Source organism: Candidatus Methylacidiphilales bacterium, assembly GCA_028713655.1.
GTDB lineage: Bacteria > Verrucomicrobiota > Verrucomicrobiia > Methylacidiphilales > JAAUTS01 > JAQTNW01.
Window position 1 is genome coordinate 13,091 of record JAQTNW010000021.1, and the last position, 15,591, is coordinate 28,681.

Genomic DNA, 15,591 nt, shown 5'->3' on the forward strand with positions numbered 1-15,591 from the left:
GCAAAAGGCGCGGGGAAACCATTTTACAGGAAGATTGCGAAGAACACGGAGGAAAATGTAGAATTCGGAATGCAGAATTCAGAATGCTTCATAATTCCTAATTCAAACTTCCGAATTAACCATGACTTACAGACTTAAAACTGGAGTCGAACCACGGATGGACACGGATAAACACGGATGGATTCGCATTTGGAAGCTGCAAGGATTGCTCCCAACCGCAGTTCTGTTTCTTCTGCCACTTCTGCCCGTTTTTGGAGCGGAGAAAAAAGCCGCGTCCGATCCGTTGGCTGCTCCGTATTTGGAGCCTGAGCTTCTAAGCGTCCAGCACAGCCTTTATCCGGAAGCGCTTTGGCAGGGTCAGACAAAGGAAAAGGTCGTCGCGTTGAGTTTTGATGACGGCCCCAGCCGCTACACGCCGGCCTTGCTGGATGTGTTGAAACGCAAGCATGTGAGCGCCACATTTTTTGTACTCGCCAACCGCGCCGCGCGCTTCCCCGAAACCGTTCGCCGTGAGCAGCAGGAAGGCCATCGGATCGGCTTGCATGGAAGGACCCACGCGTCGCTTCACGGAATGCCTGACGCGGAAATCGTCTCCAACCTTCAACAGGCCGAAAATTCCGTGCGGGAAATTCTCGGCCCGCAAAACAGCCCGTCCCTCTGGTATTTCCGTGCTCCGTTCCTGGATGTCAGCCATCGCATCATCCGGACAGCGGAATCCTGCCATACGCGGGTCGTCATGTGTACAATCATGCCCGGCGAGCAATTGCTGTGGCCCAACGGCTGGCGGGAGTTGCCCGGAAAGACCACGAAACGCGTATTGCGCGATATCGGACCCGGAGGAATCATCTGCCTGCATGACGGGCAGGATCTGGGGCTGCATGACGGAGTCGAGGACTGCCCCTATGCCGCGCGAAACGCCTCGGAAATCATCGACGCCCTGCGCGAACGCGGCTATAAATTTGTCACCATTGATAAGTTGGATAAAAGGTAATCCCCAATCCCCTTCGAATTTACAAATATGCTCTGGCAATGCTGGCTCAAAACCGTTTCGCGCATGAGGGAAAAACCGGCGCTCATTCACGCGCCCGACGGAGAGATTCTGTCATTCGCCCAACTCCACGAAAATGCGGAATTGCTGGCGGAGCGCCTGAGATCCGCCCGTGGAACCTGCATGGCCTTTGCCCTCCCGAACAGCTTTCATTGGATCGAATTGTTCCTGGCCGCGCAAAAATCGGGCGTCACAGCGCTCGCGTTGGATGCTTCCACCCCCGGCAGGACCCATGCGGGATTGGCGGGCAAGCTCGGCGCTTCCTTCCTCTGGAAACAAGACCGGCTCACCCGCCTAAAGACGGCACGTACAAAAACCCATGCCGCCTATTATAAACTGACTTCGGGCAGCACCGGCCTGCCCAAGGTCATTCCCTGTTCGGCGACAAACCTGGAAGCCGACGCAACCCAGGTCGTCCGCACGATGAAGATCCGTCCTGCGGACCGTAATCTTGGACTGATTCCCTTCGGGCACTCCTATGGTCTGGGAAACCTGGTACTTCCGCTCATCGTTCAGGGAACTCCAATTGTGCTGGCCGAATCCTATTTGCCGGGACAAATTCCGGATTGGATCCACAAGCATCAGATCACGGTTTTTCCTTCGGTCCCGGCTGTGTTCCGCATTCTCAGCCAGTTGCCCGGGAAACACAGCCTGCCTCCGCTGCGCAGCGCGATCTCCGCCGGGGCTCCGTTGAGTCCGGAAACGGCCAAGGCGTTCCAGCACCGGTTCAAACTTAAACTCCACAATTTTTACGGCTCCTCGGAAACCGGAGGCATCTGCTACGACAGTTTTGGCAGCGCCTCACTGACAGGGCGCTCGGTTGGCAAACCGCTTGCGGGCGTAAAAATCAAAATCCTGAAAAATGGACAGCTTCAAATTTCAAGCCGGGCCGTCGCCACGCCTTCGCACAAGTTCACCGTGCAGGATCTGGGAAAATGGAACCGTCGCGGCGAAATCGTATTGTCAGGCCGCTTGCAAAAGGCGGCGAACATTGGCGGCAAAAAAATCCAGCCGGGCGAGATTGAATCCATACTCAGAAGCATGCCCGGGGTCCGTGATGCCTGGGCCACGGTCCTGCATTCCGGCGGGCGGGATTATCTGGCTGCCGCCGCTGAGACAACCAAGTCCAAACGCGCAATTCATGCGCTGCTGGTCCGGCAACTGCCCGCCTGGAAACTGCCCAAACGGCTGGCTGTGCTGCCTGCTTTTCCGCGCAATGCGCGCGGGAAGATCGATGCCACCCAGTTGTTGAAAATCACATTCCCAGCCGCAGATTAAAACTGAAATTGAACCACGGATAAACACGGATTTGCAGCAAAAAGCACTTCCTCTCTTATTGATTTTTGGTCTGGCTCAAAACAATTTTCCCCTGGGCCACGGGTTTTTCTCCCGCCTTCAACTGCGCCGCAAACTGCGCCAGGGCCCCGAAATCCTTTTCCAGGGTAACCTCGATGTCGAGAGTCTCACCCGGCAGCGCCGGCTGCTGAAGCTTGAACTGCAGCACCTGCGCCAATGCATAACGCTTCGGTTGTGCGTGTTTATGAATGGAGCCCCACAACGCTCCCGCTGCCTGCGCCGCGCATTCGATCAACAGCACCCCGGGCATCAGCGGTTCTCCGGGGAAATGATCGCGAAAAAAAGCCAGCTCGGGGTCCAGCCATTTCCGGGCATGAATGAAATTGCCCTCGCGGGTCTCGACAATTTCATCGATGAACGAAAATCCGGGGCCGTGGGGTGTCAGGGGTTGTTTCATGACAGTTCAACCTTTCCCGGCTTCCGACAAGGGCACGAACTGGAACCATTGGCGGCGGTATTTTTGGAGCGTGGGCAAAAGCATGTCCATGCTCAACTGGCTGTAGTGGCGGATCGTTTCCTCGCGTGACGCCATCGACTTGACAAAGAACGGGGGATGCGCTTCCGCGCGATAGGTTCCATCAGGCTTGACCACGGTCGTGACCAGCACCACCGGACATTCCGCCATTCGCGCGAGCAGAAAAACCCCGCCCGTACAGAAAACCCGGCCGTTGGGCGCCGAAACCGGGGTGGACAAATTGGGATTCGGACGGTCAAACAGGGACGCGACAAATTTTCCCTGCTTCAATTCGTCCAGCACCTGCAGGAATGAAAACTGGTCCTTCCCGATCTCGATCGTTTCAACCCCCCAGCGCGCGCGATAGTCCGCCCGCCATCGCGTAAGTTCCGGGGAGGGTTCCGCCTGGGTGAGCGCAACCCTGGGAAATCCAAGTTCAATCCCCAAAAAGCTGCCGAGTTCAAAAAAACCGAGATGGGCCGTCAAAATAATGGCGCCCTTGCCCTCCTTCTTGGCATTTTTCAGATGCTCGCGGCCCAGTCGTTCGCTGATGAGCGCAAGTGTTGTGTCATGGGACCTTGTCCCCGCGTAAAAATAATCCGCCAGGACCCGTCCAAATTCGTTATAAACACAGCAGGCTTCGTGGAATGAAACAGGCTCCGGACCCAGCAACGAAAGATTTTTCCGCACCACCGCAACTTTTGCCGGATGCGTCAGCGCGTACAAATAGCCGAACGCACCCAAGACCGGGCGCATCACAAACCGGGGAATCCAACGGGCGGCAATATCCGCCAGGGAAAACCAGCGCACGGAATAGAAGCGACGCGAAATATGATCCGTCCCCGGAGCCTGAGGGTCGGCTTTTGAAATCATGGGTTGGGCGGGCAAATCAATCCTTAACCTGCTTGTCTCAGTCGTCACGCTGCAGCCTTGTCGTCAAAATTCAGGCGCGGCACCATCTGCCATTTTTTTTGCAGGCGGCAGAACATGTAAAACACCCAGACTCTCCAGCGGAGGCGCCAGCCCAAGTCGGTATTGCCCCCCACCAGGTTGTTCACCGCGCCGATAAGCTCCTGCGATGCCGCGGGATTCATGAAGACTTCAAACGCATCGTTGTCATAAAACATTTTGATCATGTTCAGGAAAACATTTGTCATTTGCCGGATGCGGCCCGTGTACCACCGCTGTTGGCCGGCGCTCAAAGCACCGCCCCGGCGTTCGGCTTTCAAAATTTCCCGCGCCGCAAGCCGGCCTGATTTCAACGACAACATCACGCCCGACGAAAATATCGGGTCGATGAATCCCGCCGCATCCCCCACGAGGATCCAGCGCGGCCCTGCCGCCGTCAGGTGCCGGTAGGTGTAATCGCCTGCGTGATAAAAATCACTCACTCGCTGCGCACCCTTCATGCGGAAAAGCAGTTCCGTGCTCCCGGCCACCACCTGCTCGAACCGTTCGCCCGGTTTGAGTCCGCTCTTGCGGTGCTGGTCCAACGTTTGAACCAGTCCCACCGAGGTTTTTTCCTTGTCCAGCGGGATGATCCAAAACCATCCTTGTTCCAGGCGCACAATCGTGATGTTGCCCTCAGCCTTTCCTTCATTGCGCCTGACATTGTGGAAGTGCGCAAACGTGGCGAATTTCCTCGGCAAGCCCAGATCGGTCTTCGGCAGGTTCATGGCCTTGCCCAAAAAAGCGTCCCGCCCGCTCGCATCAATGATCCACTTCGCCTCCGCGCGCATTTTCTCCGCGCCTGTTTCATATTCGACCGACACCCCGTCGCCGGTCACCTCGACCGTATGCACGCGCGCGCCCTGGCGGCCTTCGCATCCGCACTCGCAGGCGTGCTCGAAAAGGATTTTATCGAAACGGGCGCGCTCAACCTGGAATGTTTCCGCATAGCGAGGCGCCAGATTACGGCCAAACCAGAAGCGCCGGATTCCCTGCGAGTTGCCCAGCGTGAATTCCGCCCCCGGTTTCACCATAAAACCGGCCGAGGCGACCTTGTCCCACACGCCGCTGTCGATCAACACGTCATTGATATACGGGATCAGGGACTCGCCCACATGAAAACGGGGAAAGTGTTCGCGTTCCAAAATCAGCACCTTCTTTCCGGCCTTTGCCAGAAAGGTTCCGGTGGTGCTGCCTCCCGGGCCCCCACCAATGATGATGGCATCGTATCGGTTCAAGCGGATTTCGGTTCCTGGCGTAAAAGCCATTCTCTCAACGAACCCAGCGATCCCAGTATCTGCCGGGCAACCTTCGGGTCCCGGATCGGGACGCCAAACTCTTTTTCAATGGCGACGGTCAATTGCAGCGCGTCGATCGAATCCAAGCCAAGGCTGTCGGGCCCGAACAAGGGCGTATCTTCATTAATTTCGTCCGGCGGAACCTGCAACATGCAGTTCTCCACCAAAAGCTTCCGTAATTGATCCAAAGTCACATTGGGCATAGGCAAACAATAAATGGAAGTCCATGCGGTTGACAACCATCTTCAGCAGAGCTTACGCATTTCGTCATCGTGAGAACCCAAACCTTGTAAGAAGGTGTTTTGAGCGGGAATGAACGCGAGTTGTAGCTTACCGCAACGCGGGTTGCGTCTGCTTTATCCAATCGCCGGAACCGCTTTCAGGGTTCGGGATGATTTTCTGATTTTACCCAGGGTAGCTCCCGCCTTCGCTACGCTTCGGCGTGGCAACCCTGGGCTGAAAGACGAAACGGCGTTGCCGTTTTAGCTAACATTCCAACTTTTAGCATATTGCCCGTCGTAAAAAGCGGCGTCGTGCCGCCTCATTCCATATTAAGACCCTTTCAATCTCAGGCCCGAAAAGGCCTGGTTCAAACCCCAAATCGGCAGGTCGATGGCGGCAACCTTTTCAAGCAGGGATAAGGCCCGGATTGTATGCCAGGCCGCGGAAGCGGTGAAGGCCTGCCCGCAGTAGGGAAATTCATTCAAATTCTTCCGGGCATCAATCAAGTCCTCTTCAATGCGCTCAATCCATGAACCCTGCCCGGTGCCGAAAACTGGCGACTTTGGATCAAAGCCCTGAATCAGATTTTGAGCCGCTTGGAGTGCCGACTTACGGCCGCGGTAGGAATGGCTTTCGGGATAAGCCCCGATCCGCTTTTTATCCCCGGCAGTACGCCCGAGCAGCACGGCGCCCGCGCCTTCCGACGGAATAAATCCGCTTCCACCCCGCAACCAGCGGGCTGCGGCGTACGTCTCCATGATTGCAGAATCGACTTCCTCCGCGCCGACAACCAAAACATGATCCAAGTCACCCTCCTGCAGCCAGACATCCGCCACGCGGAAGGCCTCCACCCAGGCGGATTCATCGCCCACAATCGAATAACAAGGCCCTGAAATGCCAAACAAATTCGCCAGATGGCTGGTGGGGGAATTGTAAACCGTTTCCGGAAACAGCGCCGGACTGGCCGCGCCCTGGCCCTTCCGCACGATGTCGAAATAAAAGCGCTGTGTGTAAACCAGGCTTCCGGTCGAGTACGCGGCGACGATGCCGATCCTGTTAGGATCAAAGGGACGGATGGGTTCAAGCGCCTGCGCGGCAGCTTCGGCGAGATACAGCGAGATCGGACTCGCGCGACGCAACCGCGGTTCGCGCTGCCATTTTTTCAACGCCTCATTCGTCTTGCCAACTTGAAACACCGGGTAAATTTCGTCCGGCACTGTAATCAGGCCCAGGCTGCTCCGGGGCCAGGGATCCTTTCGCAAGAGGCAGTCCACGCCGATGCCTGCGGGGGATACCGCGCCGGTTCCGCAGACAAAAAGCATGGGAACTTCCTGTTTCATAATTTTGAAAAAATCAACGCCGCATTCGAACCGCCAAAACCCAGATTTACGCTCATGGCATGGCGCGGGCTCTGAAGCACATCACCCTGAGCCGGCAGAACGGGCCGCATCTCCGGGATCGCCTCCCGCGTGTGAAGCTGAGGCGGGAGCTGCCCGGTCCGCAACACTTGAATGGCAAACACTGCCTCAACCGCACCCGCGGCGCCCAGCGTATGTCCGATGGCCGCTTTGGTGGAACTGATTTTCAAGCGCTTGAATCCTTCCCCGAAAAATGAAACATAAGCCGCCGCCTCCGCGCCGTCGTTCATTGGAGTCGCGGTCCCGTGCGCGTTGACATAGGAAATTTCGCGCCGGTCGATTCCCGAACGTTTCACCGCCTGCTCCATGACCCGGATCAAGGCTTCGCCGCCGGGCGATGGCTGGGTCAGGTGATGCAAATCGGTGGCCTGGCCATAACCGGAAAGCTCGCAGTAGTGCCTGACTCCTCTCTGGCGCGCTCTTTCCTCCGATTCCAGAACCACGAACCCTGCGCCTTCCCCCAGCATCAAGCCGTTGCGGTTCAGGTCGAAAGGCCTGCAACAGTCCGGGGAAAGAGCCTGCAGGCTGTCAAACCCCGCATACACCAGCTCCGTCAGGGCTTCATATCCGCCCGCCAGGACGCAATCCGCCCGTCCGTTGCGTATCAAATCGGCCGCATGCCCGAGCGCGTTGGCCCCGCTGGCGCAGGCATTGGCAATGATCGTTGCCGGGCCGCGAAAACCGAATGTCTCCTGCAGGTCCAAAATCTGTTGTTGCGGCTGGTAACGGGCTATCGGGCCCAGCAACCCCTTTTTTGTTCCCGCCAGCGAGTGGCGCAAAAAAGTTTCGGCATTCGACATGGCGCCTGCCGTGGTGCTCACGGACAAGACCAGACGCGGTTCCAGGCTGGAGCCGTCCTGCCTTAACAAACCGGCGTCCGCCAGGGCTTCCCGGACCGCAGAGATCGCCAGCATGGAAGCGCGGGTCAGGCGGCGCGGCTTGGGAGCCCGGGCCGGAAATGCTCCGGGCAGTTCGACTTGCGCCCCTTCGCGGCAGCGGCATCCGGACACATCAAACAACGTGACAGGCCGCCGCGCATCATTGCCCGCGCAGAGCCGTTCCCAACTTCCCTGCACATCGGGCCCCAGTGGAGTCAGAAGCCCCAGGCCCGTCACCACCACTTTTCGTTTGGCCGGGTTCATTCAAACGGGCTCATATAGACGGCCCGCGCATCCACTTCCCCCCCCTTGAAATAAAACGTCGGCTGGTACGAAAAAGTCTGCGCCGCAACGTCATACCGGAGCGTCTTCGGCTCATCCGAATAATTCGGGTCATAAACATGGTAGATGAATTCCCCGTCCTTTTTTCTGGAGGAATAAACGACCACGGCATGATTGATGCTCAACGATGGAAAATTCACCAGCCAGAGCAGCTTGGGGTAACCGAGCGCGAGCGTCTGCTCCAGTTCCTCCTGCAAATTCTTCTGATCCCCGCGTGTGGGCGGAAAAACGATCCGCATGTTTCCAAAGCGGAAATAAGTGGGCCAGCCAAGTCCGATGTTCTGCTGAAAAACCCGGGGGTGCGCCTTGCTGATTGCATATAGCGAGTCGTAACCGGGGAAAACCACCCGGTCCCGCAGGGGCAACGGCGTCTCCCATACGTCGCGGGTAGTGACCTGCCGGATCCTGTCCGCCAGATCTTTATCGTTCAAAGCGCGGCCCTCGCGGTCGAAACGGGCGAATTTCCAAAATTGCAGCGCCGCCCGCGAAACCACAAAGCAGCGCCGCGTATAATGCTCCGTGCCAGGGGCGGACTCCGTTTCACGCGGCAAAACCTCCCCGTTCACATAATTCCAGACCGTCTCATTCGCAAAGGCAAAGTGGTCCCGGGCAAAATCAAAAGTCCGCGCCGACTCCTTTTCGGGGAGCGGGCAGGCGCATCCGGCCAGAAAAAGGCATAGTGCGGCGAAAAATCCCCGTGTTATTGTCATTAATGGCTGATTCACGGCAAATAATACTTCATTCCTTCAAAACGGCCAGTAGTCTGTAGGGAATATGAATTCTGCGCAAGCACTCGTGACCGGCGGGACCGGATTCATCGGGCGCCATATTGTCTGGCAGCTCCTGCAAAGGGGCTCGTCTGTCCGTGTGCTTACCCGCGACGCAAAAAAAGCGGCCAGATTGTTCGGCGGATCGGTCGAACTCCTCTCGGGAAATTTGATGTCCGGCATGGATGTGCAACGGGCCGTCCGCGGAGTGGAGTCGATTTATCATTGCGGCGGTTTTTATGCCTTTGGAGGCCGTTATAAAAACAAGCTTCGGGAAATAAATGTCGCAGGCGCCGAAAACGTCATGGCAGCCGCCTGGAAGTATAAACCCGGAAAAGTCGTGCACATCAGTTCAGCCGGCATTTTGACGGGCAAACATTACCCTTTGTGCGAAACGGATTATCCCACGCATTCCATGCCCGGCTGCCCGTACAAATCGTCCAAATGGGAAGCCGAGCAAGTTGTCAGGCAGTGGGCGGCCCGGGGAATTCCCGTCGTGACCGTCAATCCCACCTGTCCTCTGGGTTCCGGCGATGAAAAGCCGACGCCGACCGGACGCATCGTTCTCGATTTCCTCAACGGAAAATTTCCCTTCTCCACGCGGACGGGAATCAACCTCATTGACGTTGAAGACCTGGCCAGGGGAATCATCGCCGCCCACGACCGGGGGCGCATTGGGGAGCGGTATATTCTCGGGCACCACAATATCATGCTGACCGATTTGCTGAACCTGCTGCAAAAAGAAACAGGACTTCCAGCCCCGACGATGGAATTACCGTGGTCCGTGGTGGCGCTGGCGGGCTTCTTCGGCGAGATTCTGGATTCCGTAGGGCTGGCGGGCGCGGACAGCCAGCTTTGCCTGGAGACCTCGCTCCAGGCCGGCAGAATACAATTTTTCAACCACAACAAGGCGATGGAAGAACTGGAATGGGCTCCGGTTTCCGGTCTAACCCATATCTTGAGACAATCCATCGCATTTTTCCAGGCCCGGATCGAAGGCAACGCCCCCGTGCGCGTTCCGTCGAATGTTTGCTGATCGTCACTGGTGGCCGGTTCACCGTGAGATGCCAGAAACGCGGGGCGTAACGCCCCTCGAACCCGCAGCCGGGACGGCCGCGCCACACTCAAACGCACTTTGCGCTCGTCCTGTAAAACCGTTTTTTGGCTAAATTTTAGCTGGCGCTTCCTTCGCATGGGGCCATACGCTGGGCTCCGGTGATAGTGATTGTAATCCTTTGGACCTGTTGTGCCGCCGCCTGGTGGTTCATATCGCTTTGCGCCATCCACCGCCGCCCCCGTCCGCTCCCCGCTTCACCCTCTGGTAAAAAAACGTTGCTCAGCATTTTCAAGCCCTTGCCGCGCATCAGCTCCGCCGTCGAATCCACCCACACCCGGCGGGCTTTGGAATCCTTCATCAGCCAGATGGATGAAAACTCGGAAATGCTCGTAGGCATTGAAGAAGGAGAACAGGCCTTGTGGGAACCGGTGCTACGCGACTTGTCGCAACAGCATCCTCGCGCGCGCCTGAAAATCATCCCGCACCGTTTCAACCCCGCGCATCGCCATGCGAATCCAAAAGTCGCCTGGCAGGAAATCCTCGCGGGTCACGCCTCCGGCGAACTGTGGCTTTGGAGCGATGCCGATATCATTGTTCCGCCCGATTATTTGAACTCCATCCGGTGTGAATTTGAAACAGGCAGCTTCCAAATCTTGTCCAATCCGTATGTGGTTCGGCGCATCGAGAAGGCGCATGGCTTGTGCGACGCCTTTTTTGTCAACCTGGAGTTTTTCCCGGGCGTCTGTCTGTTTTACGGTTCCCCCAACGTGCGTTTTGCCCTGGGCGCGGGGATGCTGTTTCGCAAATCCGATTTTATCAGAAATGTGGACTGGGAAAAAACGGGGAACTCGCTGACCGACGATTACATTCTGGGAAACAGCCTGCAACCCTCGGGGTTAAGCCGGATGGTTCTTGAAACCCAGCCCGGCGCCAATGGATGGATTCAATCCCTCCTGCATTATTATCGCTGGCAAAAAACAATTTGCTGGTGCCGGCCCCTGGGGTTTTTCGGCCAGATTTTGATCATGCCCGCCGCCGGATGGGCGGCTTTTCTTGCGTTTCATCCCGGTCCTGCCGGATGGATCGGACTGGCCTCTGTGTTGCTCGCCGAAAGCCTTTGGGCATCCCTGATATTTCACGAGGTAAAATGCCGGCTCAAACCCGTCTATTATTTGCTTTTCCCCTGCTGGAGTTTGGGGCGTATTCTGGTTTGGATGGCGTGCTGGCTGCCACTGCCGGTCAAATGGCGCGATACCTTTTGGTGGCGGCCAGTGGCCCCGAAACACGGAAAGACACGAAATATCCGTGGTTAAAACCACGTGCTTCTTTTACTGGCAAATCACAGACAGGATGGGTATTACCTTGATTGCCAAGGATTCAAACCATACTAATTCAGTCATATAACATAAAACCTGATGCAACTTCGAGTAACAGATTCGGGCCTTCCCGGCATGGCTGACCTGCTGGCTGTCGGCCCAGCCCAGGCAAAGCTTCATCGCGCCGGGGAAGCCGAGCGCAACCGCCAGTTCGGGCGGAAGGTCTTTGTCCGCGCCGTCATCGAAGTCTCCAATTATTGCCGTCAAAATTGCCATTACTGCGGTATGCGGCGCGATAACAAGGGCTTGAGCCGGTTCCGGCTGACCCGCGATATTTTGCGCCACATCATTTTGGAAGCCGTTCCCAACAGCGTCACCGACATCAATTTTCAAACCGGCGAAGATCCCGTCGTCGTCCGCGAAATCATCATTCCCCTGATCGAGGAAGTCCGGCGTGAAACCCGCTACGGGGTCAGCGTTTGCCTGGGCACGCTCGACCCGAAGCTCTACGAGGAATTGAGGCAGGCCGGGGCGGGCTATTATATCATCAAATTGGAAACGGGACAGGCAGATCACTACCGCCAACTTGAGGCGCCAGGAACACTCGAAAAGCGGCTGGCCGCAATCAAACACCTTCAACAAACAGGCTGGCTCGTGTCCTCCGGTTTTATTGCCGGATTACCGGGACAAGGCCCCGATCAAATCCTCGAAACCCTGCGCCTGCTCTCCTCTTTGCCGCTGGCGGGTTGCAGCGTCAGCCCTTTTATCCCGGGGCTCGACACGCCGCTGGCGAACTGCGCTTCCGCAGATATTGAAACAGCCCTCAACTGCGTCGCCCTCATGCGCCTCGCCAATCCGGAGCGGGTCATCCCCGCCGTCAGCGCCATGAACATCCTGCAAGACGGCGCATACGCGCGGGCAATCCGGGCCGGAGCAAACCTGTCCACCATCAACCTCACCCCGGAAGGTTCGCGGGAGAATTATTTGCTCTACAAAAAAGATAGATTCATCATGGGCGAACAGCGCGTGCTGGGCGCGATCGAACAGGCCGGATGCGAGCCCAGCAGCATCAGCCTTGCAGCGCACTTTGAAGCCCAGTCCCGGGCCGTACCGGCCTGAACCCCTTCTCCAGAAAGTCTCCGCATGTCTTTTGGTTCTATTCTCCATACAAATCCTTCCTCCACCGAAGGAGTGCTTACCCTTACCCTGCTTCAGATCATCACGATCCTTCTGGCAGCCAGGGCGGTTTCGTGGCTGTTCCGGCGCCTGGGACAACCGGCTGTTGTCGGTGAAATGGCCGCAGGCATTCTTTTGGGGCCTTCCCTGTTCGGAGCCCTGGCCCCCGGAACCTTCCACACCCTATTTGGCTCGGGTGTCCAGGGCCTCTCCGTTATCAGCCAGATCGGATTGATCCTGCTGATGTTTCAAATCGGGATGGAATTTGATTTCAGCCATCTCAAGACCGGAGCAAACCGGCGCGCCGTGTCCTTCATCTGGCCGGCTGGAATTCTCATCCCATTTTTGCTGGGGTCCGTATTGGGGTGGTTCGGTCACGACTCATTGGATGCCGCCTCGCCCAAAACAATTTTTGTTCTCTTCATATCCGTCTCCATGTGCATTACCGCCATGCCCGTACTGGGCCGGATGTTGCTCGAACTTAATCTGACTCGCACACGCATCGGCACACTGACGATCACCTGCGCCGCCTTCGACGATATAACAGGGTGGTTGTTGCTGGCTGTAATCAGCGCTCTGGCCACATCGCATCTGGATCTTTCCGGCTTCGCGCTGCGCCTGGCCGCGATCGGAGCCTATCTGCTCGTGTTTTGGTTTTTGGTCCGGCCTGTCATCACGGGTTGGCTAAAACCCAAAACCAAAAACGAAGATCCTCTGTCCCTCGGCGCCATGACCTGTGTTTTGGCGCTGGTCTTTGTTTCTGCGCTGGCCACGCAGCAGTTGGGCATTCACGCCATTTTTGGCGGGTTTTGGATGGGCGTCCTGCTCCACAAAGAATCCGCCTTTGTGCAGGCATGGCGTCAGCATGCAGCCCGTTTTGTCACTGTATTCTTTCTACCGATCTTTTTCACGTTCACCGGCCTGAGAACCAACATTCCGGGGCTTAACTCCTGGACGCTCTGGGGCTGGTGTGCCCTGGTGTTCGTGTGCGCGTTTGCCGGAAAATTTGGAGGCTGCTGGATGGCCGCACGCCTGTCGGGCCTTCCACAACGCCCGTCCTGCTGCATTGCCATCATGATGAACACCCGCGGGCTGTTGGAGCTGATCGTCGCGAACGTCGGTTACGATCTGGGCCTGATTCCAGCGTCCGTTTTTACGATGCTGGTGCTGATGGCGCTGCTCAGCACAGTCGTCACCGCACCGCTGCTCAAGCTCTGGCGCGCCGATTCCTGTGATTAAAACACGAAGAGAAGTGAGAATTCTGAAGTCGGAATTAAGAATTCAGAATCTGACAGCAAGGCGCTGAAAGAGGATCGTATTTAGTTTAAAACTTACCTGCCCGCCATACTCCGGCAACCGCTGGACGAAGGCGGAAGACTTACAAACTTGAAACTGACGCAGGACGCAACCCCTATTTTTTGAGTTTAAACCAACCCCGGCAGTTCCACTGTGAATTCCGCTCCATGACCGCGTTCGCTGCGGCATGAAATGGACCCTCCCATGGCGGTGACGAGGCTCTTCACAATCGACAAGCCCAGTCCGGTGGAAGATTCCCCGCCGGTTGGACGCGCTGTCAGCCGCGCGAATTTTTCAAATAACTTCGTCTGGTCGCCTGGCGCGAATCCGGGCCCATTGTCCGCCACCCGCAGGACGACACTGCCCTTGTCTCCCGGTTCCAGTCCAACGGTTACCCGTCCCCCGGGCGGCGTAAATTTGATGGCATTGGAAATAAGGTTGTCGGCAATCTGCTGAAAGGCATTGTGGTCCACCCTCGCCTGCAAAGGCCGGATCGGGCGGGGTATCTCCAGTTGGATTTGTTTGGCTACAAGCTGGTTTTTATACGATTCCAACACCTCTTCCAACAGGGGGGTGAGATCCACGGCTTCGTTGGTCCGGTAGGACCGGTATTCCTGCTCGATTTGATTCACGCTGAGTAGCTGGCGCACCAGGTGATCCATGCGTGAAGCCAGCTTGAGGGCCTCTGAGCTGGCTCTCCGGACGCTTTCCGGGGACGGGTTTTGCTGACCATGCAAAAGCTCCAAACCCATGACAATTCCGGTCAACGGATTTTTCAAATCGTGCGCCGCCATGCTCATGAGGTTGCTTTTTTCCTCGTTCAAAAGCTCCAGCCGTTTGCGGGCCTGTTCCAATTCGGTTTCGACCCGCCTGCGACGCTCGATCTCGGCGGCCATTTTACGATTCCATATCAGGATCAAAGCCAGAATAAACAAACCGGCCCCGAATCCAATCAGCAATCCCTTGCCGATATTGCGCCAGACTATGGAACGTTCGTACTCCACATGGATCCAGCGGTCCAAAAGATTCTGGCGTTCCGAGGCGTTGATGGTTGCCAGGGCTTTGTCGAGGATGACGGCCAGTTCCGGCCAGTCGCGCCTCACCCCATAGCGCAAATCGAAATTGTACGGGGTGATGCCCGCGATTTTAAGATTTGTATAGCCGGACGTGCGAATAACATAACTGGCATTGGCCAGGTTTGTGACAACGGCGTCGGCATGGCCACGAACCACCAGACGCATGGCTTCATCCACCGTGTCCGTGTAGCTCAGGCGGCATCTGGGATAGTCCCGCTCCAGGAAATCGGTCGTGATATAGCTTCTCGGTGACGCCACGACTTTACCCTGCAAGTCGCCCAATCCCGTCAAAAAGGGCGCGTCCAGTCGTGTGATGATGGCCACAGGAAATGAAAGATAGGGCTGGGTGAATCTTAGAAAACGTTCACGCTCCGGCGACCACGCGGTACCCACCAGCACATCGACGCCGCCCGCACGGGCTTTTTCATAAACCTCTCCCCATGTGTTCGCCGGAAGGATGTCGAAACAGACATTCAGTCTTCTTTCCAGAGAGCGCAGCAGATCGATATCTATTCCTTCGTATTGGTTGCTGCTGTTGCGCAGTGAGAACGGGGGCCAGAGCGGATCGATGCCCACGCGAATGACCGGATGGGCCTGAAGCCAGGCCTTTTCCTGTTCGCTGAAACCGATGGGACCGGACCATGGCACGAAAGTTGCAACGGGTTCCACGGCTTCCATGCGCCCCAACCCGGCAACCGAAAAAAACAACGAGGCCAGAAAAATTCCGAAGCGATCCGGAACCCAACGTTTTATTCTCCGAGTTTTCGCATCAATGTTGAACATAACCGTACACCGCAGCATGACTGCGGCCACGCCGGGAATCCTATTGTTTTTGCCAGCCAGGGCAAGCCGTCTTGGTGGAGATTTGTGCCGCCTTGTATCCTGACGGGTAAAAAATGTGTTTCTTTCTGTTCTCTATGCCAAATATCGCGTTTGACT

General features: G+C 56.7%; 14 protein-coding genes. 6 read left to right on the top strand and 8 right to left on the bottom strand.

The annotated features are described in order from the left end of the window. Window positions 1-121 precede the first annotated feature (121 nt). Window positions 122-991 carry a polysaccharide deacetylase family protein gene (locus tag PHD76_08380; protein MDD5261849.1) on the top strand — a complete coding sequence of 290 codons (870 nt, stop codon included), beginning with the start codon at window positions 122-124 and terminating at the stop codon, window positions 989-991. A gap of 27 nt (window positions 992-1,018) precedes the next feature. Beyond that, the gene (locus PHD76_08385; protein ID MDD5261850.1) at window positions 1,019-2,326 is read left to right on the top strand and encodes a fatty acid--CoA ligase family protein; all 1,308 of its coding nucleotides are present in this window, start codon (window positions 1,019-1,021) and stop codon (window positions 2,324-2,326) included. Window positions 2,327-2,381: 55 nt separating this feature from the next. On the opposite strand, the gene PHD76_08390 is transcribed toward PHD76_08385, so the two are convergent. From PHD76_08390 to PHD76_08420, 7 genes are all read right to left on the bottom strand, one after another. Then, window positions 2,382-2,801: a FabA/FabZ family ACP-dehydratase gene (locus PHD76_08390; protein ID MDD5261851.1), complete on the bottom strand. Its 420-nt coding sequence runs from the start codon at window positions 2,799-2,801 to the stop codon at window positions 2,382-2,384. 6 nt (window positions 2,802-2,807) lie between these two features. Beyond that, on the bottom strand, window positions 2,808-3,731 hold the full coding sequence (locus PHD76_08395) for a lysophospholipid acyltransferase family protein (protein MDD5261852.1): 924 nt from the start codon (window positions 3,729-3,731) through the stop codon (window positions 2,808-2,810). Between the two features lie 44 nt (window positions 3,732-3,775). Then, window positions 3,776-5,044, bottom strand: coding sequence for an NAD(P)/FAD-dependent oxidoreductase (locus PHD76_08400; protein ID MDD5261853.1), 1,269 nt, complete (start codon window positions 5,042-5,044; stop codon window positions 3,776-3,778). Then, a complete protein-coding gene (locus PHD76_08405) occupies window positions 5,041-5,307 on the bottom strand; it encodes a phosphopantetheine-binding protein (GenBank protein MDD5261854.1) in 267 nt (88 codons plus the stop codon). Before PHD76_08405 ends, PHD76_08400 begins: the two co-directional genes overlap by 4 nt. 348 nt (window positions 5,308-5,655) lie before the next feature. Beyond that, complete coding sequence (locus PHD76_08410; protein MDD5261855.1) at window positions 5,656-6,666, bottom strand: beta-ketoacyl synthase N-terminal-like domain-containing protein; 1,011 nt, start codon at window positions 6,664-6,666, stop codon at window positions 5,656-5,658. Next, window positions 6,663-7,886: a beta-ketoacyl-[acyl-carrier-protein] synthase family protein gene (locus tag PHD76_08415; GenBank protein ID MDD5261856.1), complete on the bottom strand. Its 1,224-nt coding sequence runs from the start codon at window positions 7,884-7,886 to the stop codon at window positions 6,663-6,665. Before PHD76_08415 ends, PHD76_08410 begins: the two co-directional genes overlap by 4 nt. Beyond that, window positions 7,883-8,674: a hypothetical protein gene (locus tag PHD76_08420; protein MDD5261857.1), complete on the bottom strand. Its 792-nt coding sequence runs from the start codon at window positions 8,672-8,674 to the stop codon at window positions 7,883-7,885. Before PHD76_08420 ends, PHD76_08415 begins: the two co-directional genes overlap by 4 nt. 64 nt (window positions 8,675-8,738) lie before the next feature. Here PHD76_08420 and PHD76_08425 point away from each other — a divergent pair, with 64 nt between their 5' ends. From PHD76_08425 to PHD76_08440, 4 genes are all read left to right on the top strand, one after another. After that, the gene (locus PHD76_08425) at window positions 8,739-9,767 is read left to right on the top strand and encodes an NAD-dependent epimerase/dehydratase family protein (protein MDD5261858.1); all 1,029 of its coding nucleotides are present in this window, start codon (window positions 8,739-8,741) and stop codon (window positions 9,765-9,767) included. 185 nt (window positions 9,768-9,952) lie between these two features. After that, window positions 9,953-11,101, top strand: coding sequence for a glycosyltransferase family 2 protein (locus PHD76_08430; GenBank protein ID MDD5261859.1), 1,149 nt, complete (start codon window positions 9,953-9,955; stop codon window positions 11,099-11,101). Window positions 11,102-11,203: 102 nt separating this feature from the next. Further along, window positions 11,204-12,223, top strand: a complete 1,020-nt coding sequence (locus PHD76_08435; GenBank protein ID MDD5261860.1) for a radical SAM protein — start codon at window positions 11,204-11,206, stop codon at window positions 12,221-12,223. Window positions 12,224-12,247: 24 nt separating this feature from the next. Next, window positions 12,248-13,519 carry a cation:proton antiporter gene (locus PHD76_08440; protein ID MDD5261861.1) on the top strand — a complete coding sequence of 424 codons (1,272 nt, stop codon included), beginning with the start codon at window positions 12,248-12,250 and terminating at the stop codon, window positions 13,517-13,519. A gap of 185 nt (window positions 13,520-13,704) precedes the next feature. Here PHD76_08440 and PHD76_08445 read toward each other — a convergent pair whose 3' ends face one another. Then, complete coding sequence (locus tag PHD76_08445; GenBank protein ID MDD5261862.1) at window positions 13,705-15,360, bottom strand: transporter substrate-binding domain-containing protein; 1,656 nt, start codon at window positions 15,358-15,360, stop codon at window positions 13,705-13,707. Between the last annotated feature and the right edge of the window lie 231 nt (window positions 15,361-15,591).

Coding starts and splice junctions, on each gene's coding strand:
- PHD76_08380 (MDD5261849.1), top strand. CDS start 122: ATGACTTACAGACTTAAAACTGGAGTCGAACCACGGATGGACACGGAT.
- PHD76_08385 (MDD5261850.1), top strand. CDS start 1,019: ATGCTCTGGCAATGCTGGCTCAAAACCGTTTCGCGCATGAGGGAAAAA.
- PHD76_08390 (MDD5261851.1), bottom strand. CDS start 2,801: ATGAAACAACCCCTGACACCCCACGGCCCCGGATTTTCGTTCATCGAT.
- PHD76_08395 (MDD5261852.1), bottom strand. CDS start 3,731: ATGATTTCAAAAGCCGACCCTCAGGCTCCGGGGACGGATCATATTTCG.
- PHD76_08405 (MDD5261854.1), bottom strand. CDS start 5,307: ATGCCCAATGTGACTTTGGATCAATTACGGAAGCTTTTGGTGGAGAAC.
- PHD76_08410 (MDD5261855.1), bottom strand. CDS start 6,666: ATGAAACAGGAAGTTCCCATGCTTTTTGTCTGCGGAACCGGCGCGGTA.
- PHD76_08415 (MDD5261856.1), bottom strand. CDS start 7,886: ATGAACCCGGCCAAACGAAAAGTGGTGGTGACGGGCCTGGGGCTTCTG.
- PHD76_08420 (MDD5261857.1), bottom strand. CDS start 8,674: ATGACAATAACACGGGGATTTTTCGCCGCACTATGCCTTTTTCTGGCC.
- PHD76_08425 (MDD5261858.1), top strand. CDS start 8,739: ATGAATTCTGCGCAAGCACTCGTGACCGGCGGGACCGGATTCATCGGG.
- PHD76_08435 (MDD5261860.1), top strand. CDS start 11,204: ATGCAACTTCGAGTAACAGATTCGGGCCTTCCCGGCATGGCTGACCTG.
- PHD76_08440 (MDD5261861.1), top strand. CDS start 12,248: ATGTCTTTTGGTTCTATTCTCCATACAAATCCTTCCTCCACCGAAGGA.